Source organism: Rhodoferax sp. GT1R46, assembly GCF_056521285.1.
Genome location: NZ_JBWMBC010000003.1, coordinates 291,561 through 314,579 on the forward strand (window position 1 = coordinate 291,561; position 23,019 = coordinate 314,579).

15 protein-coding genes are annotated in these 23,019 nt (G+C 59.6%); all 15 read right to left on the reverse strand.

What is annotated here, in order from left to right:
* Positions 1-18: 18 nt before the first annotated feature.
* Complete coding sequence (locus tag AC097W_RS09965; RefSeq protein ID WP_479602345.1) at positions 19-657, reverse strand: TonB C-terminal domain-containing protein; 639 nt, start codon at positions 655-657, stop codon at positions 19-21.
* A 38-nt stretch (positions 658-695) separates the two neighbouring features.
* Entirely contained in the window at positions 696-1,106 is a 411-nt protein-coding gene (locus AC097W_RS09970; RefSeq protein ID WP_479602346.1) for an ExbD/TolR family protein, read from the reverse strand.
* A 2-nt stretch (positions 1,107-1,108) separates the two neighbouring features.
* Positions 1,109-2,830 (reverse strand): DUF2341 domain-containing protein, encoded by a 1,722-nt coding sequence (locus tag AC097W_RS09975; RefSeq protein WP_479602347.1) that lies wholly within the window; start codon positions 2,828-2,830, stop codon positions 1,109-1,111.
* 96 nt (positions 2,831-2,926) lie between these two features.
* On the reverse strand, positions 2,927-13,159 hold the full coding sequence (locus AC097W_RS09980; protein ID WP_479602348.1) for a filamentous haemagglutinin family protein: 10,233 nt from the start codon (positions 13,157-13,159) through the stop codon (positions 2,927-2,929).
* A 19-nt stretch (positions 13,160-13,178) separates the two neighbouring features.
* Positions 13,179-14,747: a ShlB/FhaC/HecB family hemolysin secretion/activation protein gene (locus AC097W_RS09985; protein ID WP_479602349.1), complete on the reverse strand. Its 1,569-nt coding sequence runs from the start codon at positions 14,745-14,747 to the stop codon at positions 13,179-13,181.
* A gap of 121 nt (positions 14,748-14,868) precedes the next feature.
* Positions 14,869-16,311, reverse strand: a complete 1,443-nt coding sequence (locus tag AC097W_RS09990; protein WP_479602350.1) for a hypothetical protein — start codon at positions 16,309-16,311, stop codon at positions 14,869-14,871.
* A gap of 29 nt (positions 16,312-16,340) precedes the next feature.
* Positions 16,341-17,108: an FxDxF family PEP-CTERM protein gene (locus AC097W_RS09995; RefSeq protein ID WP_479602351.1), complete on the reverse strand. Its 768-nt coding sequence runs from the start codon at positions 17,106-17,108 to the stop codon at positions 16,341-16,343.
* Positions 17,109-17,374: 266 nt separating this feature from the next.
* On the reverse strand, positions 17,375-18,154 hold the full coding sequence (epsA, locus tag AC097W_RS10000; protein WP_479602352.1) for an XrtB/PEP-CTERM-associated transcriptional regulator EpsA: 780 nt from the start codon (positions 18,152-18,154) through the stop codon (positions 17,375-17,377).
* Complete coding sequence (locus tag AC097W_RS10005) at positions 18,151-18,642, reverse strand: type II secretion system protein (RefSeq protein ID WP_479602353.1); 492 nt, start codon at positions 18,640-18,642, stop codon at positions 18,151-18,153. The genes epsA and AC097W_RS10005 overlap by 4 nt, the downstream gene beginning before the upstream one ends.
* Positions 18,629-18,985 carry a type II secretion system protein gene (locus tag AC097W_RS10010; RefSeq protein WP_479602354.1) on the reverse strand — a complete coding sequence of 119 codons (357 nt, stop codon included), beginning with the start codon at positions 18,983-18,985 and terminating at the stop codon, positions 18,629-18,631. Before AC097W_RS10010 ends, AC097W_RS10005 begins: the two co-directional genes overlap by 14 nt.
* Position 18,986: 1 nt before the next feature.
* Complete coding sequence (locus tag AC097W_RS10015) at positions 18,987-19,463, reverse strand: prepilin-type N-terminal cleavage/methylation domain-containing protein (protein ID WP_479602355.1); 477 nt, start codon at positions 19,461-19,463, stop codon at positions 18,987-18,989.
* Entirely contained in the window at positions 19,460-21,481 is a 2,022-nt protein-coding gene (locus AC097W_RS10020; protein ID WP_479602356.1) for a secretin N-terminal domain-containing protein, read from the reverse strand. The genes AC097W_RS10015 and AC097W_RS10020 overlap by 4 nt, the downstream gene beginning before the upstream one ends.
* Positions 21,478-21,951 carry a hypothetical protein gene (locus tag AC097W_RS10025; RefSeq protein WP_479602357.1) on the reverse strand — a complete coding sequence of 158 codons (474 nt, stop codon included), beginning with the start codon at positions 21,949-21,951 and terminating at the stop codon, positions 21,478-21,480. The genes AC097W_RS10020 and AC097W_RS10025 overlap by 4 nt, the downstream gene beginning before the upstream one ends.
* The gene (locus tag AC097W_RS10030) at positions 21,952-22,494 is read right to left on the reverse strand and encodes a hypothetical protein (RefSeq protein WP_479602358.1); all 543 of its coding nucleotides are present in this window, start codon (positions 22,492-22,494) and stop codon (positions 21,952-21,954) included.
* Positions 22,491-23,015 carry a PilN domain-containing protein gene (locus tag AC097W_RS10035; protein ID WP_479602359.1) on the reverse strand — a complete coding sequence of 175 codons (525 nt, stop codon included), beginning with the start codon at positions 23,013-23,015 and terminating at the stop codon, positions 22,491-22,493. Before AC097W_RS10035 ends, AC097W_RS10030 begins: the two co-directional genes overlap by 4 nt.
* Positions 23,016-23,019: the final 4 nt, after the last annotated feature.

Sequence of the window (23,019 nt, forward strand, 5' to 3'; positions counted from 1 at the left end):
CACAATAAAATCCACTCTTCACCGAGCAGTAATCCGCAATTTGATGGGTTGCGGCATGTCACTTGGCGCACCTTCCCGAAGCGCGGGCAAATTTCGCAGGGCAATTTTTAATGCGCTATCCATATCTGCATCGTTTGTCGAATCGATCAATTCCGCGCGCGTCACCGTGCCTGCCGCATTCACCCACACATTGACCATGATTCGGTAATCTGCCTTGTGCAGCTTCTTATCCTTGGTCATCATTTCCTGGATGCGCTCTTGTATGCGTTCCTTGATGAGCGCGCCATACCAGGCAAACCGGCTGCCAGCGTTGCCACCACCGCTGCCGATCAAGTCACTCCCCCCTTTTTTACCCACCAGCCCAAACGAATCGCCGCCAGCACCGCCAGCTGCATCCACCGCCAGATCAGGGCCAGGCGGGGGTGCGTCCGCCTGCTTGTCGGGTGCCTGGTCTGGTCGTGGCACTTCAATCTTTTCTTGTACCTCCACCTTCGGTGGCGGAGGCTGGTCCTTTGGCGGTGGTGGTGGAGGTGGCGGCTTCAACAAAGAAATTTCCTGAACCGCGCGCTTCTTCTTCCCTTCAACGGGTTTAGTCAACTCTTTAATCAACAGCCACAGCAGTGCGCTCACCAACGCCACACCCACTAAGATGAGCACAGCCCGGCGCCAGCGCCGAGTGGGTTTGCCACCCGCGCTCACTTAACCAACCGCTGCGTCACAAGGCCGATCTGGTTCAACTCCAGCTTGCCCAGCAGGTCCAGAACCTCAACCACCTTTTCATACTGCACGGTGGAGTCGCCTTTAACCACAATTGGAAACTCCTTCAAACTGGCCTTGTATCCCACCAACCGCGATTCCAGTTCTGCCAGTGAGGCAACCGGATACGCATCCAGATACAGCGTTCCGTTCTGGGTAATGGTGATTGCCTTGGTTGACGGCTTGGCCAGGCTCGGCGTATTACTGGCCTTGGGCAGATTGACCTTGATGCCCTGCACCGAGGCGGTCGTCATGAGAATAAAAATAACCAGCAGCACATATGACAAATCCAGCATCGGAGTGATGTTGATGTCGTCGTAGACCGCTCCGTCGTCTTGAACTTTCGACATGATCAGCCCCCGTAGTTCTCAGCCATTTTGGTCACGAACTCGTCTACGAAAACGTGCATGTCGTTGGAAACACCTTTGATCCGTATCGTCAGGTAGTTGTAACCAAACAGCGCCGGAATCGCCACACCCAAACCGGCGACCGTCGCCACCAGCGCCGCGGCAATACCGGGTGCAATGGCGTTCACGTTCACGTCACCTGCGGCGGCAATCGCTGCAAATGTAATCATCACACCCACCACAGTGCCCAGCAGGCCCAGGAAGGGTCCACCAGAAATGGCGATGGTCAGCAGAACCATGCCCTTGTTCAGCTTGCTGCCTTCACGAATAAGCTGGGTATCCAGGCTGGCCCGTACAGCGTTGAACGCGCGAGAAGAAATTACAGGCAAGCCCTGGTCTGCCGCCGTGGCCGGAAAGCGGTGTTTCAACTCCGTCACGCCAACGTGGTAAATGCGGTACAGCGGCGAATGCTTGAACACATCCATCGTTTTTGCCAAGGCATCCATCTGGCTGGTGTGGGCCGCGGCGCTGTCATCCAACTCTGCCAAGCCGCGTGACATCTTGCTGAACTCTTCCGCAAAAATTGCATTTGATTTTTCGACACGCGCCAGCAGCATGGCTTTGCCCACCATCACCCAAATGGCAATAAAGAACATGAACACGCAGATGATGACCACCACCCAACCGTCCACGGTCAGGTTGTTCATCGTGGTGGCGAAGTAGGAGTTTCCTTCACTCTTGTTCGTCGTGCTGTCTTCGCCATACTTCACCAGCTTGCCGGTCTGCGCCTGCGACTCGGCCTGCGCAGCCAACCACGCACCCGAACGTGCCACAGTTGAAATCTGTACCTCATCCATTTCACCCACCAGTCCACCGCCCATGCGCAGTGTGGCCGCCGGCGTGAATGCGCCCGCCGCCGTAGCCACTGACTTGCCATCCACATACAGCGTAAAACCTGTACCCGCGGTCACAGCAACGTGATGCCAACCGTTCAAAGCAATAGCTACACCGCTGGCAAGCTTCGTACCATTGTTTGCCAGCACTGGCAAGCCGCCAGCTAGGCTGAGTGTCAAACCACCCATTGACAGCAGTTCGCCATCTGCCTTTTCTGGCTTAATCCAGGCAGAAAAAGTAAATTCTTTGGCTGCCAGCAAAGCCGGGCTGCCAGCCACCATGCCGCCATCGCCAGACATCTTTGCGGCACCTGCAATCACACCGCCCGTTGAATAAGTCACCTTGGCTTCGCTGGCATGGTTACTGTTCACCGTAGCGTCCTGCGGTAAGCCCTGCGCCTCACTCAGGTGGAACACCATCAGTTGCTGCGGGTCGTAGCTGGTCTTGCTGTCAGCAGCTTGCGGGGCTTCCTTATTTCCGGAATAGAGCCAGATGTGCTGCGTACTGTTGCTTCCTGCCAGCTTGGGAACTTGCACCCAAACAAAGGCCAACTCGTTGACGCTGTCGAAGCGCTCAACGTGAAATTTCAACTCTGTTGTGTCATCTTCCGCCACCACACGAATATCGGCACCATCTTCTTTGGCTGACAGAAAGTCAAAATTGCCCGAGGAAAGACGAACCAACACCGGAACTGAAGTAGCCTCAATTGGCACACCCGCAGCCTTGGTGTCGAGTGTGACTTGTTTGCGCACGGTCCAATCTTTGTTCCACCAAGCATGGGCGGAGGCGGGCAATATCAACAAGACAACAACGATAGCGAGAAAGCGTTTCATTTTTTTATTCAAGGTAAAGGCTGGCATATGCGACTGGCCAACTGCTGAGGTTACAAAATATCTGTTTCAAACGAATGACAAAAGAGCGTTAAAAAATCATTCGCCGAATCCGAGCACATCCACGCGAACAAACGTTGGTTTGAACGAATCGGCCAGAGACTGCGCACTCTTGGCGGAATCAGCCGCAGACTGACTGAGAGCCGCAGTGGTTTTGGATAGATCGTCCCCTGAGGAGGTGGCGCCAGACGCTGACGCGGTGACCGCACTGGTGTCGGCAACTGGTGTTCCTGCCGACTTGCCCGATACCGAGATGTTGTCCGCCCCCAGCACCACCTGCGCGGCGATATTGAGATTGCCCGCGCGAATACCGGCGTCGCCTGCGTTGACCGTGCCCTTGGGCGCGATCAGATCAACGTCGCCCGCCTTGACACCGCCGCTGGAGAGCGCGGCGATGCCGCTGCCAGAGGCCGCACCCTGAAGTTCCTGTGTGACCGCACCCGTTTTGGGATCTGTCTTGATGAGGGGTGGAGGAGCGGCAGCAGCCGTCTTCTTACCCTTACCAGCGTCAATGTCACCTTCGCTCGACCACAACATGACATCGCCGCCACCCACCGTGATGATGCGGGACTGGTTGACCAGCATGCTGCCCCGTGAAAAGCCCTTGATATCGCCCTTGGCTGCTGCCACGATACCCAGCACATCGTTGTTCAGTTTATTGGGGTTGACCAGCGCATCCGACGTATTGGCACGCCCCACGATCATTTCGCCACCGGGAATCATGAATTCGATGTTGCCATCACGCTCGGTCTTGATTCGGCTGGCAAAGAGATTGATGTCACCCTGGTAATTCTTGAAGCTACCATCCGGGGTTTTCTCGCCGATGCCGGGGAACACCAGTTCCAGCGCCGCGTAACCACGCGCGAAATCGCTGGCAAAGCCGCTATCGGCCTTATTGGCATCTCGCCCGGTTTGGCGCAGGGCAGCAAATACGAGGCCACGCACACTGTCTCGCTGTGCATCCATACCTTGCGCGGCCACACTACGCACGGCTGCCAAGGCATTGCCAGCATTGAGCTGCTTGTTCCCAGTAAGCCAGCGCGCCAGCCACAGCGTAGGCTCGTCCGTTGCGCCCGCATCCAGCTTGGCGATCAATCGGTTGAGCGCACCCGTCGCGTCCAAACCGGCAGAGCCAGCGCCTGCAAGTACCTGGATATCCGCTCCGCCACTGGACAAGCCAGAATTGTCCAGTTCGCCCCGGCTGACAATGCCGCCCGAGGTCCCGAGGTCGATGTTGCGACCCGCCGTGACCTCTATCCGTCCCGGCCCACCGATAAAGATGCCCTGCGTGTCACTGCGATTGGAGCCCGCCGAAAACACCACGTCACGCCCTGCTTCAATCACGCTGCGGTCGCCAGCGTTGGGGTGCTGCGCCTGGATGGTGAAGTCGCGCACATCGCGCCCGGCGCGTACCGCCACGGACTTGGGCACAGTGAGTGCTATTGCGGTTGCCAAGCCCTTCACATCGCCTTCAGTCGCAAAGATGCGCGCCGGCTTGGCGTCCCCCGCATGCACCGGTACGACCGCATGCATCTGGGTGCCAAGAATCTGACTCGGCAAACTGACCGGACGGGCCGCACCTGCAATCAGCGCAGTATCGCGGTCACTCATGGTGATGCCCGCATTCAACTGAACCGATTTTTTTGCCAACAATTCAAGCTGGCTGTTTGCCGCGGGCAGCAGAGTCATCGCACTGTTGTTCACGACATCGCCCTGGAAGGCAACGACCGACAGGCTTGGCGGCAAATAGTTCAACGATGCCAACGAACCGGTTTGCTGGAGGACATCTGACGAGGCCAAGACAGTGGGGTAGATATTCTTCAAGGAACCTGCACTGTTGCTGACCAGCGGATCATGCAAGGTAACATTCCCCGTCAAGCTCTCCAGCTTTGCTCCACTTTTTTCTCCGTAGGTCGAGAACAAGGTCCGGCGAGCGTCGCGCGTGGTGCCGGCGCCAATATTCGAGGTATCCGTACTGCCAAATGTTTGCATCAACAGATGTGGATTGAGAATGGCCTGGATATTCACGTCGTCCTGCGCCTGCACGTGCGCTTGGCCATCTCCCAGCGCAAGAATGCTGTAGACCGGGCTCAAGGTGCTTGACAGCGTATCCACTTGCCCACTGCCCACCTTGCCGCCCACCTTCAGCACCACATCGCCGTTGTCAGCGTAGTACTGGCCACCGAGCAAGTCGGTACCAGCCTGCACGCGCACCGTTCCGCCGCCGGTTTTTACGAGTGCATTAGCGTCAGGCGTCGCCGAGGCCATTCGCCCTTGTGTTGGCGCACTGGCAGACAGGTTTTTAACCTGGCCGCCGGCGCGGACTGTGACGTCGCCGCCGCCCAGGGTGCCGATCCCTTGTCTGAACTGGTCGAAACGCACCCACCAGGCGGGCGAGCCCTGCGACGCAACATAAGCGGTTCCATCGGCGGTCAAACGCCCTTGCCGGAACAGCCAATCCGAGTAAAGCTGCGTGGATGGTTTCCCCTCGATGTCGCGACCTGCCGTCAAGCTGACATCGCCGCCGTCCTGGGTGAAATAGGCTCGCTGCGTAGTGGTCGGTGCGACAAAATTTTGCACCGCATCGGCAATGCGTCCAGCGGTGTAAATCACCGACGTATTGGCCGCCAGCTTGATATCCTGCCCTGCCGCAATCCGGATGTCGCCAGTACCAGTTCGAATCAACTTGCCCGCCGCCAGGGTAACGTCCTTGGCAGCCGCAACGGCCAGCGGATTGGCCGCGGCGCTGTCAGCGCCCGCCACCAGGCGGTACGTCCATGAATCACCCGCGACAAGCGTCGCCGGCGTGGTGCCGCTGCTGAATGCCGTGGCATGGCTAAAACCATCCGACAGATTGCTTTTGATATCCAGATTGCCCGCCGCACGCAAGGTGAGCACACCCGCCTCGCCGCCCGCGCGACTGGCCTGCAGATTCCAGTCCGTCGTGGCCGCGCCAGTGCCCAACGTGAGATTCCCAGAAGAACGTACCTCTACACCCGACAAGAAATGAAAAGCCGCATCACCGGTCTTGCCCAAGCGTGTCTTGATCGCGCTCTGGTTGCTGGCAAATGCGGTGTTATCGGAATTTATCGAGGCAAGGCTCAGGGTAGTGCCGCTGCTAGCACCGGTAGCGGTAAGCGTGTTGATGTTGTTGTAGACCTTCACTGCTTCAATCGACACTGCGCGTGCGCCGGTGATGATGCTGTCCACTGCACTCACGGCCACGTCATTGCCGGTGCGCTGGGCGCGCAACAGCAGGCTGCCGCCGCGCCCGCCACTGCCGCCGGAAACATTGACATTGCTCCCCGTCGCAAGGTTCAGGGCCCCGTCGCGACTGCCAATCTCGATCTCGCCGCCGTCCTGTCTGGCACCGCTGGACTTGGCATCCAGCCTGGCGTTTGCCAGCACGTTCACATCGTTTTTTGCAAATATTTCGATGCGCCCGGGTTGTGCACCAGACGCGTCAAGCCAACCTGCCACGTCAATCTTGCCGCCGTCGGCGGCAAGATTGATTTGCTTTGCCTTCACTGTGTCGGCAGCCACAACGGCCACATCACCAGTGCGTGCACGCAAGCTGCGTGCGCCGTCAAAACCGCCCGTGTTCAACGCAGTATTGATTGCAGAGAAGTTGTTCAGCGTGCCCGCATCGATTTCTGCGCGCGCGCCGGCGCCTTGCTTGCCATCAGCATCCGGCGTTGCAGTGCCCGTCACGCTGCCGTCAGCAAGGGTGACACTGCCGCCAGTCGCGCGCACCGTGAATGTGCCCGCATCCGCGCCGGCGGCGGCCGAAACATCAACGTTCCAGCCACTGGCGAAACTCACATTGCCAATATCGCTGGTAAATTCCGCGCTTCCGCCCCAGGTGGGCCGCGTCACGTCGAAGAAGCTCACGTTGCGCCCGGCCACATCCACACGGGCATCGGCGCCCAGGTTCACATCGCCACCCGTTGCATTGAGCTTGAACTGGCCCGATGGAAGTTCAACCCGGGTATTGAAGTCAACGCTTGTACCAGCCAGTGCCCATTTGGCGCCCAGCGGCGTCACCTGCGCCAGTGCCCGGTCGGCCGCGCGACTCGCCACCGCGAGCGCCCCGGTCGCGGTCAAGGTTTGATCCGCACCCTTTTCACCCCGAATACGCGCAACATTGATCGTCACAGGAGCGGCCACGTTGGTCTTGCCTATTCCCGCCCCCACAAGTTCGTTTGCCGTGATCGCAACCGTGCTGAAACCCTGCACCGATTTATTGCCTTCACCCAGCGTGAGCGTATCTGCGAGAACTGCCAATGCACCAGTGCCCAGCGCCGCGCCCGGCACAAAGGCCACCGCGGAAGGATTGTTCAGGGCAATATTTTTTGCCCGCAGGTTCGCCGTCTTGCCGCTGTTGTCCAACCCGGCCAGGCCAGCACCTTGCAGAGTCAGGTTTTGCAGGGTAGGTTTGCCAGTGGCATCAAGGCCACCAACATTGACATCGCCGTGCAGATCAAAGGTGCTGTAACTGGTGAGCGTCAGCCCTTTCAGACTGTTCAAGCCATCCAGTTCGGCTTGGCTATAGGTAATACCGTCAGCGCTGGCAGGTGCCGTACCGAAGTTGATGCGCGTAGCCCCTACTGCGAAGTTGCCAGCCACCGCTGTGCCGTTTTTACGGAATTCAGCCGTGCCTTTGAATGCACTTTCCTTGGTCGCGTCAAGCACGATGGAGTCCGCGGCACGCACCACACTGCCCATCTCGCCGACGAGCGTTCCCTGGCTGCGATCGGGACTACCGGTGCGCGCGAACGTAGCGGTTGTTGAAGCCGCTCGCACCAGTGCACCATTTCCATGCGTGGTGTAGCTTCCGGCATCGCCCGCGTCGCCCTGCGCGTCGATCACGCTGCCCGATTTGAGGGTCAGCGTGTCTACGGCCGCCAGAATGATCTCGGAGGCCTTCAAGGCATGACCGGCGTCGTTGGCAAGCGTCACGCTCTGTGCGCCCACCGTCAACGTTGTGGCGTCGCCGCCCGCGACACGTGTGCCACCGACAAACAAACTCCTGGCACCCAGTGCATTGACCTTGTCCACGTCGATTTGCGTCACGTCGGCGGCAATCCCGGACGGCGAGCCGCTGGTGATGGCCAGCTTCAGCGCACTGATGTCCACCGCCGCGCCGCGTCCGTCGCTACCAGCTTCAAGTCGGTAGGTCGCGTCAAGTTTCAAACTGTCGCTGCCCGTGCCGCTGGTAGCGATCGACAGTAAACCGGCGTCCTGTGGCCGGTTTTTGCCATCCGCAAAAAAGTCCGACGCCCGCGTCAAGGTGAACTCGGAGCGCGCCCGCACCTGATCGCCCGTGAGCACCTGGATGCCCTGCCAAGCGGCATCGCGTGGCGCGTTGGCACGGCTATCAGACAGATACCCCGACGCCATGCGCACACCATCCTGGCCACTGAAGGCCTGGCCCGGCATCAGATCTTTGATGCCCGTGTTGAGCTTGACCGCATAGGCACCCGGCAATAGAGCATAGTGCGCGGGCAGCAGCGTATACATGCCATCGGCAAGACCCGGCATGCCGGACAGATACACCGCGTCGCCCACAGCACGGTTGAAGCCTTTCGCCTCCTGTGTATCTCCGGGCGCGACGCCACCCTTGTAACTCGGCAGGATGGCAAAGGTATTGGCATCGCTGAGAATATCGCGCGAGCCACCCGGCCCCACCGTGAACTCATAGGCTTGCATGTCGCCACCGCCAGCCAGATTGATCTTGGCGCCCGCCTGCATGTCCACGGACTTGCCTGCCGTGCGGATAGATTTTTCGCCCAAACCAGCCTGCTCCAGCTGACCGGTTGGGACTTTGTCTGGGTCTACGTCGTACACCCAGGCCCGGCCATTCACCATCTTGCCGAAAGGTAGCAGGCTGCCTGGTGTCGCAGCCACAGAGGTCAGGCTGCCGCTCTTGAACGTAAGCGACTCACTTGCCTTGAAATCGATCTGACCAAACGGCACCCACAGGTTGCCATCCTGTACGATATCCTGCGCCTCAATCGTCAGGCTGCCTGATGCCGACAATGGCTCCGTCGGCTCGTCAGTAGTGCGCGTGAAGCTTACGCTTTTGCCTGGCGCAAGAACGCTGTATTGCGTGTAAGTGGAAGGTGCCACGACGGCACCGTTGAACACCAGATCGGCAGCGGCGCGGAGCTCACCAACCGGGCGCGCGGCGCCAGCAGTCACGCCCGCCAGAGCGATGGCTTCCAGCCCATTGAATTGCGCCCGCGCCATGCCTTCCAGTCGCAGCTTGCCCGCCAACTCAAGTTGTTGCGCGTTGAGCGTCAGCACCCCCGTGCTCGTCACCGCGCTCGTGCTGCCCACTCGATCGGGGTTGTAATTGCCCACCAGCAACGTTTCGGCCGTTAGTGCCGCATCGCCGCCCAAGGTTTCGATACGCGCAGCGTCGAGCTTGAGTTCCCGCAAGGGAAGTGCGCGCCCAGCGCCAAGGTTAAGCCCGTCTTCCAATCCAATCGCGTCACGACTGGAGAAGCGCATGCGGTCAAAGCCAGCGGCTTCCAGCTTGTCGGTGCCGATGCGGGCACGCACCACCCCAGTGACGGGAATTGCCACGCTGGCTGACAATCCGGCAGTTTGCGGCGCTACGTTCGTTGCCAGGCTAATGGTCCGCGCGTCCGTGTCGAAGGTCTGACCAGGGACGTGCGCGTTTTTCGACAAGGTGATGCCAAGCACACCACCGCGATTTCCTACGCCACCGGCATGCGCGGCCAGGCTGGCGTCCAACAGAATGCCTTCTTCGCCGAACACCGTCAGCGCGCCGGCGTCGCTACCCACTAAGCGCCCCAGCCCACCGCCTTCGTTCGGCACCCCTAGCTGTACCGGCGTCGCGCCAGAGACATTAATGTAGGAGCCATTTTCGGCCACCACGTAGCCCGTTTTGGCGTTGAGGTTCACAGACCCGCCGGCAAGCACCTTGCCTTGGGTCAGGCCACGGCCATCGCTGTAGGTTTGTGCGATGCCTGAAACGTCGAGTACGGCGTCCTTACCAAGCCACAGCGCATTCTGGTTGGCAGCACTGCTGACCACGCCACTGCTGCGGTCCAGCACCACGTCAATCGCTCCACCGTGGGCCACCAGGGTGCCCTCGACGTCCACGGTGTTGCGCGCCTCCAGCGCAATTTTTCCTAGCGGATCAACCTCAATGCGCGCGCCCTTGCCGATCAGCAATTCACCGGTGCCAGCGCCACTTTGCTTGGCGGCGAGGCTCAGATTGGCAGCTTGACGCACGCGGTTGTCTCGCACCGCCAGCCGGCTGAAATCTGCCAGCGTGGCACCGGTCTGATGTGTCGCATAGCTTTCAATCAGCTCGCGATTCGCCACAGTCGGGCGAACTGCCGTGTTCTGTGCCACTTCCAAAGTGGACAGTGCGGTCAACCCAAAGTCGGCAAAACCGCCTCGGGTAAAGAACAAGGGATCGAGTACGAGCGTGCCAAAATCATTCTCCGCTGCGCCGCCAATTTTGATGCGATTGGTCGTTAAATTGAGCTTCCCGCCCTTTTCCAGCCCGTAGGCCAACACGTTGTCTGTCAACCCTTCGATCGCATACCCAGCGAGGGTTATAGCCCCCCCCTTGCCTGCGGTTAACTTTCCCGTGCTGCCCACGCGGGCACCACCGCTAGCGTCGATGACCACCCCTTGGCCAAGCGCCACCGTGCCACGCGAATCGAAATTGCCGGATGAGGCCAGGGTATCGGCCACCAGGCTGATACTGCCGGCGTCTACCGGGGGCAAACTGAGATCACTTGCCGCCATGGAGGGCAGTTCGTTCACCCAGGCACCGCGAGAACTTAGGCGAACGCCCGCATCCACCTTGAGCAAGGTATCGTTGAGAGGCGAAAAAACATTGTTTCGCGCCGCGAGGTCGATAACTCCCCCAGGAACCTCGACATCGGCTTTCACCAGCAGATTGTTTGCCGCAATGGTCACGCCGCCACCCAGCGGCGCGCGCAAGGCAGAGCGCACTTCCGCCGCCTGGTTGGTGTAAACCTTCAGGGTTGCCACCTTGTCTTTTGCCAGCAACGCAGCATCCAGTGCAAGCGTTTCCTTCAATGCATCGGATAGCACGCTGCCCATGCCGAAGTCCGAAGGCAGGCTAACCGCGGCACGGTCCAGCACCACTTTCTGGTTAAGTTTGTAATCTTTCAAGTCCCCGCCAACGGCGGTGGTACCCATCGTGAACGTGACGCCCTTGGCTTGTGTTCCGGGGGCGCGCTGCAGCTCCCCGTCTACCGTGCCACCCACGATGTTGGCCCGCATGAAAGCCGGGCCCATGCTCACGATACTCAAACTGCCCGCGTCTTTGCCCTCGATATAGCCAGGATCAAAGCGAAGGCTCTGCCCCAGATCAATCACCTCCTTCTGGTTCCAGCGCGCGTAATCCACCACATAGCGCGTCGCAATGCCGTCGTAGCGAGTTTCCGCATTGGCGTCGGCCAGATCAACCAGTTTGCCATTGGCCACCAGCAGCGTGGTTTTGACCGTGGCCGGCGTGTACTTCAGGTTGCCCCCGGAGAGTTTGAACTCCGCGCCCGCCTCCAATATGGTTTCGCCTTCTGACCGAATCTTCACCGTGCCGCCCGCGGTGGAGCGCTCGGCCACCGTGCGCTCCAGGCGCGCCTGGTAGGCCTCCAGACTGTCCTTGGCGATCAAGGTGGACTTGCCCGCATTGGCATTGGCCAGCGCGCGGTTGATGTCCACATAGGCCTTCTCCCCCCTTAGCGGCCCTTTCTGGTTAACCGGGCTGTCCTTCAGTTCGTCCCCCCGGAGTTCAACTTCCACCGTGTTGCGCGCCGCAGAAACCTCTACATCAGTCAAACCTGCGACATCAATTTTGGCGCCGCTTGCTACATGTACGCGTGCCGTGGTCGACGCGTTGGCGAGCGCCGTATCCAGCGGACCAAGCCCGCCCAACAGCGTGCTGGGATTGTCGACCGCAATCAGGTCCACCTTGCCTGCCGGCGCTGCGATCGTGGCCCCGTTTGCCATGTACACGGTCTGCCCCAGCACCCGCACCTCGGACAGCTTTGCCAAGCCGGTGCCGGTCGTGCCATCCACGGTCGCAGTGGTGTCATCTACCTCCGGCATCACCGCCGTAAGGCTGCCTTCGCCCAACACCACACGCCCACCGCGCGTCGAGTCACGGCTGTTGGCTGTCAGGGTCGAGGTATCTTTGGCCATCAAATAGACCGAGCCATTCGCCACTACCGAAGTCGTCGCCCGCGCGATGCCACTCTGGTTGACGGCGTAACCCACCATCGTCACGTTGCCGCGCGGGGTAGACAGCTCGCCAAGGTTGGAGGCATGGCCCAGCATGTCCTCGGCGGCGTTGGTAAGGCCTACGGCCTGCCCATCAAGCTGACCGTCTTTCACGGCAGCGTTGGCGCTAGTGAAATTATTCAGGCCAGTCGGGCTGTCCACCTCCACCAACAGACCGCGCGCGTTCAGATTCGCATCATCCACCGCGCGCAGATACACCTTGGTGGCGGCCGCCAGAATCACCTGGCCATCAGGTGCCGTGATCGTGCCCCGGTTTACCACCGTGGGCGCGATCAGCATCACCCGGCCCTGGCTACCGGCCGTGATCTTGGCATTTTTGAACACCTTGATAAAGCCGCGACCCTCGCCGCCGTCCAGGGCCTTTTCAAACTGTGCCTGCTTGTTGTCGCTCAGCATCGAATTCAGCACGAAGCTGTTGTCAATATTGAGACTGCTAGCCGTGAAATTATTGAGGTTGACTTGAGAGCCCCCCATGAACGCAATGCCGTTGGAGTTAACGAGAATCACGTCCGCCTTCTGGCCGGCGGCCTGCGAGAGCATGCCCGCGATGACGCTGGGGTTGTTGTCCCAGATGCGGTTGAGCGAGGTGAAGCTGGCGCCCTGCACCGGGTTGTTGCTGCTCAGGCTATTGACCTGACGAAACTGCACGTTGTTGCCGGCGCTGACGTTAAAGCTTTGCCAGTTGAGGATGGCCTTGTTGCCCACCTGGTTGACGAACGCCTGATTGCCGTTGACCTGATAACCCGCCTGCCCGGCGGCCACAAAATTCGGAATCGCCCCACCGGTGCTGGCGACCGGCATTTCAGCCTGTGCTGCGTTGGACAGCACCACCCCCGCAAGCAGCGCACCCACCAGCACCGAGCTGCTTGCCGCCTTGCCGCGCCCACGCGCGGTTTCCGCCAGGGGCACCATCATGCCTACGGTCGTATTGAATACCAGTCGATAACGGTTGCGATTCATTCTGTTCCCCTAGCCTCAGTTACCACTCGTAGCCCAATTTGAAATACAGGCGGCTGTCGCCGCGCTTCGTGTTGCCCAGCTCATTCAGCGCCACCGCCCAGTCCAGCGCGGCCGATGCGCCTCGCCAGCCTTTCAAGCGCATCCCCAGCCCGGCGCCGGCCAGCGTGTAGTGGTCATCCGCGGTGATTGGAGAGAGCACGTTCACCGTGCCGCCGTCCACGAAGGCCAGCAGATGCGCATCCTCGAGCGAATCACTCATGCGTTTCGCGAAGTTGGGCGTGCTGGCTTCCAGACTGAAGGCGATGCCGGTGTCGCCTGAGGCGGCGGACTCCAGGTAGCCGCGCACCGTATCAACACCGCCAATAGTGAATTGCTCGTTCGAGATCAAGGGCTGCGGCGAGAGCTGCCAGGTAGTGCGCGCACCCACCCCCCAGCCGCTGGCTGCGGTGTCGCTGTGCGATGCGCTGCCGCGCAGGTAGGCATAACCCGAGCGACCCTTGAATCGCTTGTCGGCAAACTGCTGCTCGTCGCCCACCAGCCCGCGCAGGTGAAAGTTGAACGCCATGCCCAGCTTGGTGCTGCGGCCTTCGCCGAGCCAGGTGCCGTCCCAGCCCAGGGTGAACGGCATGTAGGTGATGGGCGTGTTGAAGCCACCGCTGCCAATCAGGTTTACCGCCTGGCTGAAGTCCTTGTGGTCTACGCCCAGCGTGGCAGTGTGAAAGAAATCATTGCGTCCGCGCAGCGGCAGGATGTAGCGGGCACCGAGGATCACGCCCTTGCCCACCACGTTCAGCGTACCAAGCGCAGCCACATCCGAATCCGACTTCACGCCATAGAACGCCAAGTAGTTGCCAGAGGCCAGCGGCCAGGTGTAGTTCAGCGACAGCACGCGGCTCTCGTTGGGGTTCTCCGGCACGCCCTGCAGCGTCAGCCCCAGGCTGTGCTGCTTGTCCCACAGATTGTCATAGCGCAGGCTGGCGCTTAAACGGGTGGGCGTGGTGTCCTGGCTGTAGCGGTTGTTGACTTCCACACTGCCGTGCAGCGGCAACTTGTCCTCCACCTTCAAATCCACCTCTACCGTGCCTGGGGTTTTGCCCGGGCGCAGCACGGGGGTGATGCGGCGGTCGCCACTGCGATTCAGGGCGGCCAGCTCTTCCTGCATCTGCGGAAAATTCGGCACATTGCCTTCTGCCAGCTCCGGCGCGCCAGCTTTGATGGCGCCCAGGCTGAAATAGCGCGACTCCACCACGCGCAGCCGGTCCACCGGCGCTTCGGTCACGGCCAGCGTCACCACGCCGCCATCCACTTTTTGCTGCGGAATGCTCACCAGTACCGTGAGGTAACCTGCGCCGTGGTAGGCCTTCTCCAGCTCTTCGCGCGCATTCTCCACGTCAGCCAGCGTTTTCTTTTCGCCCAGGTGTGGGTAAACCGCTTTTTCGACCACGATGGTCGGCAACAGCGTGGTGCCTTCCACCCGGTACTCGAATACGTCAAATTTTTGTGCCTCTTGCGCATGGCATGCGCCACTCGATGCAAACACGCCCATGAGGCCCCACACACAGCTAGTCCACAATTTATTACGCATCATCAAACTCATCTGTCCATGGATAGCGGCTGCCAAGCCAAAAACGGAACAGGCGGCACGCAGTTTCCCGCGTGTCGCCACTGTTTTGCACAAACTTCGCCGAGTGGCGAAGGTGCTCAACCGATCAGTAGTTACGGTTCAAAGGTGCGCACTGATTGCCACCCAGATAGGCAGCACGCAGCACCTGCGTACCGGCGTAAGCACCGCCGGGGATGGCAGCGGCCACGTTTTTCAGGTCAGCAATGCTGGCCAGAATGGCGGGGTCTTGTGCTTTGGTAACAAAGTTGGCGAGCAGAGCAGCCTTGTTGCCTGTCGTGCGTGCAGGCACGTTGAAGGACACCCAGCCCTGCTGGTCCCATGTGCCGTCCACATAGTTAGCCAGCGTCGGGAACTTGCCAGTACCAGAGGCCACGGGCGCCGCAGCGGTGTTGTCCCAGGTGTAGGTGCCAGCGCCGTCGAGCGAACGGAACTGCCAGTTGCCCGTGGTTTTGGAGCTGCTCAGACCGTCCATCGACAATACGCCAATCGCCTTGTGGCCAGCGGTGATATTGACCGTCACAGCCACGCCATCGCGGTCCTTGGTGGTGTAGGTTCCACCGGTCACGGCTTTGTCCAGGCAGGTGCGCACATCGCCAGAAGTCGAGTTTTCAATCACAACCAGGCCACCGGTGTTGGCGCCCACGGTGTAGGTGTTGCTGGCGTTGTCCCAGGCAGCTGAAGCATCGCGGTCTGCAGGAACGTTAAACGATGAACCAGTATCGCAAGGATAGTTGCCGAAGTACATATTGTTCACAGCCTGCGTGCCAGAGCCAGGCACGCGGCGGCAAATCAGGATGTCATCAGCTGGCAGGCTGGCATCGACCTGATTCCAGGTGCCGATGTTGCCGGTCATGATGGCCGAGACAACCGACTTGTTCAGGTTGACCAAAGGCACATTGCTGGTGACCGGCACACCGAACGCCAAGCCATAGATTGGGGTAGGGGTCAGGAGCGCCAGTTCAGCCGGTGTCAAAGCCGGAGCGGACACTTCGCCTTCTGTGTTGTACGAGCCATGAAACAGGGCCGGAGCGACGTCGGACACACCCGCGTCAGGAGAGCGCGAAGCCAGGGTGGTGGTGCAAACGTAAGGCGTGGCAACCAGGCCGTTGCCAGAGGTGCAGTCGCTGGCGCCAGAGGTGACGTTCAATGATTCGATCAGCGTGTTACGGGCAACAGGGTCAACACCAAATGCGGAACCACCCTTGACGCGGTAAATCACAATGACGTTGGAACTGGCTGGCCAGCCGCCAGCAGCAACGGCCAGTTTGCCGGCCACGGCCTCGAAGTCCTTCGAAGAAGCGCTGGTGTTGGCAAAACGAACTGGCGTGCCGGTGAACAGGCCAGCCACAATACCGGTGAAGCCCTTTTGCACGGCAGAAGCGCCCGAGATGAACACCACACGATTGTTGGTGTTGGCATCGTCGACGATGGCCTTGTCAGCAGTGCTCAAGGCAGTGGCAGCCATGGCCTGGCCGGACATGGCAACACATGCGAGCGCACACAGGGCGGATAATTTATTGAATTTCATGAAAAGTCCTTGAATGAAGTGGGGAGGAATTAAGCAGAGTTCTTGTTACGGCGACGGGCAATGGCACCCATCAAGCCCAGACCAGCCAGCAACATGGCATAGCTTTCCGGTTCCGGCACAGCCGTCACGGCAGAAATGTGCAGAGCATTACTTCCATCCAGATAAACCTTGACGGCATCGGTGCCGTCAAGGTACTGGTTGTAGGTCGACGCAGCGATACCAGTAGAAGCAGCATTGATTCGCATGAAGCTCAGACCAGTGGCAACTGAATTGTTTGCAAACGTTCCAGCGTTCGAAAAGTTCAACGAAGTACCAGTGATAGCAGTATTGGCTCCGGTGTAGCCCGGGGTACCAGAAGCGTAGGTGGCTGAATCGGTGGAAGCCAACTTGAGATTCAGTTGATCAACAAAGGCCGACGTACCGCCAGCGAGCGTGCGAACAACGTCAGCTGTTTTGCCTGTCAATGGCTTGGGTTCTGTAAACGTTTCCAAAACACGATTTGCGCCCATTCTGTCGGTTGCGGACACGTTCCACTTCAGCGTAGTTGTGTCAACAGCGCTCATGAAAGAGGTGAAGGTCGCATCAGCAGCAAAGACGTGGCTGAAGGAGCCAGCGGCAGCCAGACCTGCTTCGAAACTGTCGATGCTGTAGCCCAGATTGCGACTGTAGGAATTGGCGCCATCCCAGATGTTGAAGAACAAGCCACCGTTGCCAAGTTGGCCATTGTCAATAGGGGCGGCATTGGCGGAACCAGCGGCAGCCAAAACGGCGGCCAGTGCGATAAGTTTGAGTTTCATGTGTCAGTCCTGATAAGTTGGCAAATAAGGGAAAGATGCTTTCGGGTTACGTCAACACAAAAGAATTTCTGTTGCGTGGGAACTAATTTAATTTGCGCTTGTTACAGGCCGTGTTGAACTTCCAGGCAAGTTCCTAGTCCGTTCAGATGCCGAAATTCACACCACGGCTTGAAGTTAGAAGATAAAAGTGCCTCTAGCCCCCGTGCAATATGCGCAAGCAGCTATCAACTTGATAGCACCGCATCCGTAGGCCGGACGCTACAAGATCAGCTGGATTCGCCCGCCACCAACAGACGCAGGGTGGCGCCCTTGCCAACCGCTTGGGCGCGGTTGGTTACGTTGAGCTTGCGCATGATGTTCTGCACATGGTTTTTGACGGTCGGCGGGCTGATATCCAGAATCTGTCCGATCTCCTGGTTGGTCTTGCCGTTTTTCACCCAGTGCAGCACCTGTATCTCGCGCTTGGAGAGCAGGGTTACCGCTTCAACTTCATCGATTTTTTCGCTGCTCTCGTTGATCAGCATGCGGTGCAGCGCCATGTGCAGATAGGGCATGAGCAGCTCCAGCAGATAGGCGTCGCGTGGCGCCTGCGGACTGGGGTGCCGCACAAAGACAAAAAAGCTGCCGCCCTCGCCCTGCATCTCCCGGGCGCCGTGGGCCACCACATGGCCAAATTCGCAACGCTTCAGGTCAGCCAGCAGCTGCCGCCGTCCAACCTGATCTTCTCCATCCGGGCTGAGCAGTCGCGGCACGCGGCCGCCACGCAGCCAGTCGTCCATGATGCGGGGCAGCAGCCCGTTCACCGGGTCGCCCACTTCCTGTTCGGCCTGCGTGTTGAACAGACCGCGGGTGAAGGTCTCAAACTTGAAGCGCATGCGCGCAATGTCGCCATAGGCGCAAAACAGCGTCTCATGGGGAATAAAGCCCTGCAGTGCGCCCTGGGCCCATAAAAAGAACTGAACGCGCTTGTTGACGGTCAATGATGTTTCAATGGTGACGAGCAAATGCTCCAGGTCATGGCTATTCAGGCGAACAGGGGTTTTCATGGTGCTACAACGCCTGTAGCGGGGCTGAATACCCATTCTGCATAGCGAGACGTCCCGGCAAAGGCCGCGTCGCGCTCCAGAAACGTGGTTTTGAGCGCGCTACCGTCAGAAGTGCTGTACACACCCACAATGCGGTCAGCAGCCTTCATCAGGCCCCAGTCCGCGCTGCCAGTCATGGGGTCGCGGTAAAGTTGGCGCAGGTGGCGCTTGGGCGTGGGAAAGCGCTTGTCTTCCAGCAAGTCTTCCAACTTCAATGGGTATTGCTTGACTGCGTCAGGCGACTGTTTGTAATACGACTCGATGGCCCTGCGGTACTGGTTTCCAACAAATAAAAGATCCGCCTCCTTTTCGCGCTGGGCCGTGGTGTGCCACACCTGGCCGGTGCCCGCCATCGACAAGCCCAGCGCTGCCAGTGCAAACAGCACCAGCAGATAGCCAAAGCCGCGTTGCTTGGCGTGGCGACACTGGTGAGCGTTACCACTGCGCATAGGGCCTCTCTTCTCCGCCGGCACCGCTTTTGATATCCCACACACCGGATGACTCGCTCGGGGGGGGAACAATGATCCAAGTCTCAGAATTTTCACTGACGGGGTCCACCGGCATGCGGCGCAGGTAGCGTTTGGTGACCAGTTCGTCAAGCTCGGTGGGGTAGCGACCCGTGTCCGCATGAAACTTGTCGATCGAATCGCGCACCACGGCCAGCGTTTCGCGCAGCGCCGTTTCACGCGCCCGGTCCAGATGCGAAAAATACCGCGGAGTGGCAATGGTGAGCAGCGTTGCGATGATTGCCATCACCACCAGCAGTTCAATCAGTGTGAAGCCGCGACGCATGTCACCACGCACGGTAAGCAATGCCGTTGAGGCCAATACGCTCGGAGCGCGAATACACGTCAAACACGTCATCACCCTCAGCGGGTGCATCTGGCGGGCTGGCGTAGGCACGCTTGCCCCAGGAAGCGGCGGCAGGAACGTCTGTTTGCGGATAAAACGGATCACGCGGCAGGCGGCGCAGGAAGTAGATTTTCCTTGCACCGGCGTCTTTTGCATCAACAACACCGCCTTCCAGTTCCTCCAGCGTGCGCGGATAGGCTGAACTATCCACTCTGCGCAGCATGCGGCCGTCTTCCGTGGCGAGTTTGTAGGCGTCAAGGGCCTCACGAATCTGCCGCAGCGCCGCACGCAGCTCGTGCTCTTTGGTTCGTTGCACACTGAGTTCACGCAGGGGCACCGCCACGGAGGCGAGAACGCCCACAATCGCCATGGTCACGACCAGTTCGATCAGCGTGAAGCCGTGCGCCCTACCCTTCATTTGATGACCTGTAGAGGAACAATGCCGCCAGGCAGTGGCGTCGCAGGCACCGCCTCAACCACGGGTGCTGTAAAGCCACTCTCATGTGCAAGGTCGGCAGGGGTGGGGGGTGCCGATTGAAGTTCCGGCACTTCCGGCGCTGCGCTGGCGGAAGCAGCAGACGCAGGGCGTGACGACAGCGACAAGGCGCGCGGCGCCGCTTTTTTCACCTGCAGCGCTGGGGTGCCAACCGCCGAATCCGAACCTGCTGGCCAAGTGGCTGATATAGCATCCGGCCGGGCAAGATTGCGGACCACGCGCGGCGTAATCAGCAAAACAATCTCGGTCTTGCTGTTGTTGTCACTCTGGCTGGAGAACAGGCGGCCAAGGCCCGGAATGTCGCCCAGGCCCGGCAACTTGTTGGCGCTACTGCGCTCCTCGTCACTAATAAGACCGGCCAGCACCTGGGTCTCGCCATTTCGCAGGCGCAGCACGGTGGCGGCGCTACGGGTGCCAATCTGGTAGGCGAGCGAACCGGCCGGGCCTATCACCTCTTTAACGATGCTGCTCACTTCCAGTCCCACCTTGATGGACACATCGTCATCCAGGTAGATATTGGGCTCAACGTCGAGCTTGAGGCCGACATCGAGGTACGCCACGGAAGCGGAAACTCCCACATTGGCGGTGGACGTGGTGGTGAACACCGGTACGCGGTCGCCAATGTGGATCTTGGCCTTCTCGCGATTTTTGACACGAATGCGCGGGTTGGCCAGAAGGTTGCCGTTACCCGCCTGGTTTTTCAGATTCAAAGCCAACGCCGGGTTGGCAACATAGGAGGTCAGGCCGCTGGTATTGCGCAAGTCAACAAAGCCTGCAGCCAGCGCGCCACCGAGAGTGGTGTTCGTCTGGGTCACGCCGTTATTGACAATCGTCGTATTGGCGCTTGGCTGCAACAGCCCATAACCAACTTGGTCCGGAAAACGCAGCCCCAGCTCCATCAGTTTGCTGCGGGTTACTTCCAGCACCTCTACTTCCAGCATCACTTCGGGCTCAGGCATGTCCAGCGATTCCAACAATCGTTCAGCGAGGCGAACCGCCTCGGGTGTGTCCTTGATGACCAGCAGGTTGAGCTTTTCGTCGGCGAAGATATCCCTGGTTTTCACCAATGCCTTCACCATGGCCTGCGCCTGCTTGACGTCCGCGTTGGCAAGGTAAAAACTGCGTGTCACAAGCTCCAGGTAGCTCTTGGCTTTTACGGGTGTGTCCGGGTAGATCAACATCGAGTTTTCATTGAGCAACTTGCGCTCCAGCTGGTTGGTAGCCAGGATGATTTTCACAACCTCGTCGATGCTGGTGTCCCGCACAAAGATGGTCACCTTGGTATCTGTCTTGACATCCTTGTCAAACACAAAGTTCAGCCCAGAGGTGCGGGCAATAACCTCGAACACGGTTTTGAGTGGTGTGTCCCGAAACTCCAGCGTGATGGGCTTGCTGAAGGTCGATTTGAGCGCCTGCGCGGGGGAATCTGCAAGAGCCACCTGTTCGCGCAGCCTCTTCAGCAACTTCCGTGCCTCACCGAACGTAGGGCTTGCCACAAGAACCTTTTGCAGGATGCGCTCCGCCGCAGCGGTATCACCCTTGTCCAGTAAACCTTCGGCCTCGCGAACCTGCACTTCCTGGCGGCGTTCGCCAGCCACTGCATTTAGTCCCTCTTGTGCGCGCAGGTTGTTCGGGTCCAGCTTCTGTACGCGCCGATAAAGGGTTTCTGCCGCATCAAAGCGCCGACTGGCGCGCTCGGCTTCGGCGGCAGCCAGCATTTGTCCCGATGCGAGGTCGCGCTGCAGAAAATACTGGGTGCGCAACTGTCGATCGTCGGGCGCATCGCGCATGCCCTGCTCCAGGCGCTGAACGCCGTCGTCAATACGTCCTTCTGCGCGCAGATTTTTACTTTCTTCAATAGCCGGGTTGGCCGAGCAGCCGAAGAGAAGTATCACAGCCGCGAGTGGAACCATTCGGGCAATAGGTATAACGATTTTCAATTGGCACTTCCGAATGTCAGGGTTTGTTTTTCGTTGAGCGGCAGATAGACAAAGGTCATCTGCGCAGGCGTTACGTCTTCAATCCGGTAGTCCGGCAGAACGTCGCCTTTATGCGCCAGATAGGTGCGCGCATCCTGGGCGATAAATGCCACTACGGCACCCTCCTCCATCACCTTGCCCAAATAGCGAAACGGCAATGGAGGCGCTTTGGGTTCCGCCACTGTCACGGGAACAGGCCGGGGTGGCGGGGGCTGCCAACTCCGCGCTGCAAACGCGTCTGCGTCCTGCCTCTGGAAACGGGTCTGCGCCGAGGGCGCTGCCTCTACAGCCCGTGGCGTGGTCGCCCGCGCAAGACCAGTGACAGTTGCCTTGGGCGACGCCACAACTTCAGAGGACTCAAAGTCGATCAGCGAAGCAGCCACGGTTGCAGCCAGCACCGCCATCAGGACCAGGTTGCGAAAGGGCAACATTCAGTCTGCCCTCAAAAATAGCGTCAGCCGCACGCGCGCTTCCACCGAATCACTGCCCACATCCTCCCGGCGAAAACTGATTTCATCCAGCGCAGCGGTCGGAATCGTATTCATCACATCGCCAATCCAGGCTCGCAGATGCGGATAGCTTGCGCGAGCAGGCAGCGTAATCTGGTAACGCAGCAAGGGTGCACCGCTTTCGCGCGTCATGCGGTACTCACCGTGCGCCAGTTTGACGCCGTTAGCCTCTGCGGCTTTGTGGATGGATTCAATCGCTTCCAGCGCGCCACCGGGCGCTGGCAAATCGGCATAAAACCCGGCAATGCGTTTGCTGGTTGCCTCCTCGGGGTTGGGTTGCAGCGCCTGGCGCTGCCGCGAGGTGGCCTGCTCAAGCTGCAGTTCTTCCGTGCGCGCACGCGCCTCGCTTACGCCGATTGTCTGTAGGCCAATAGCACCCGCTATCAGCAAAAGACCCACCAGCGCGGGCAGACCATGCTGATTCAGTTGAAAGCGCAAATGCGCAATCACGGTGTCTGAGGTCATAAACGGCTGCTCCATTTGGCGTCCAGTGAAAACCGGACCACCGTCACCGCACCCGCTTGCTTTTCGTCATGCCCGGACAGGAACACCGCCGTGAGCCGCGGCGACTCACGCAGACGGCCCACATAGGCCACTGCGTCGGCCATGGTCTTCGCTTCGCCGCTGATACGCATGGTGCGCGATTGCCCTTGGGCCTCTACGCTCAACAGCGCGACGGCGGGGTCTGAGCGTGACTCGATCTCGCGTAGCATCGTATCCCATGGAAGGCCCAGTTGCCCGGCAACGACTTCAATCGCTTTCGCATCAGGACGCACAGGGGCTGCTGCTCCCGTAAGCGGGCGCGAAACGGCACCAGGTGGCTTGACACGTGCCTGCCTCAGCTCAACACGGTCCAGTTCGTCACGGGCGTCGAAGAAATCCAGAGCGACCACACCCATCGCCGCGATACCGGCGACCAGCAAGAGCAAGCCAAGGGGTGACGCCAACCGGCGTCGCTGAACAAAATTAATGGCAAGTGCGTGCATAGTC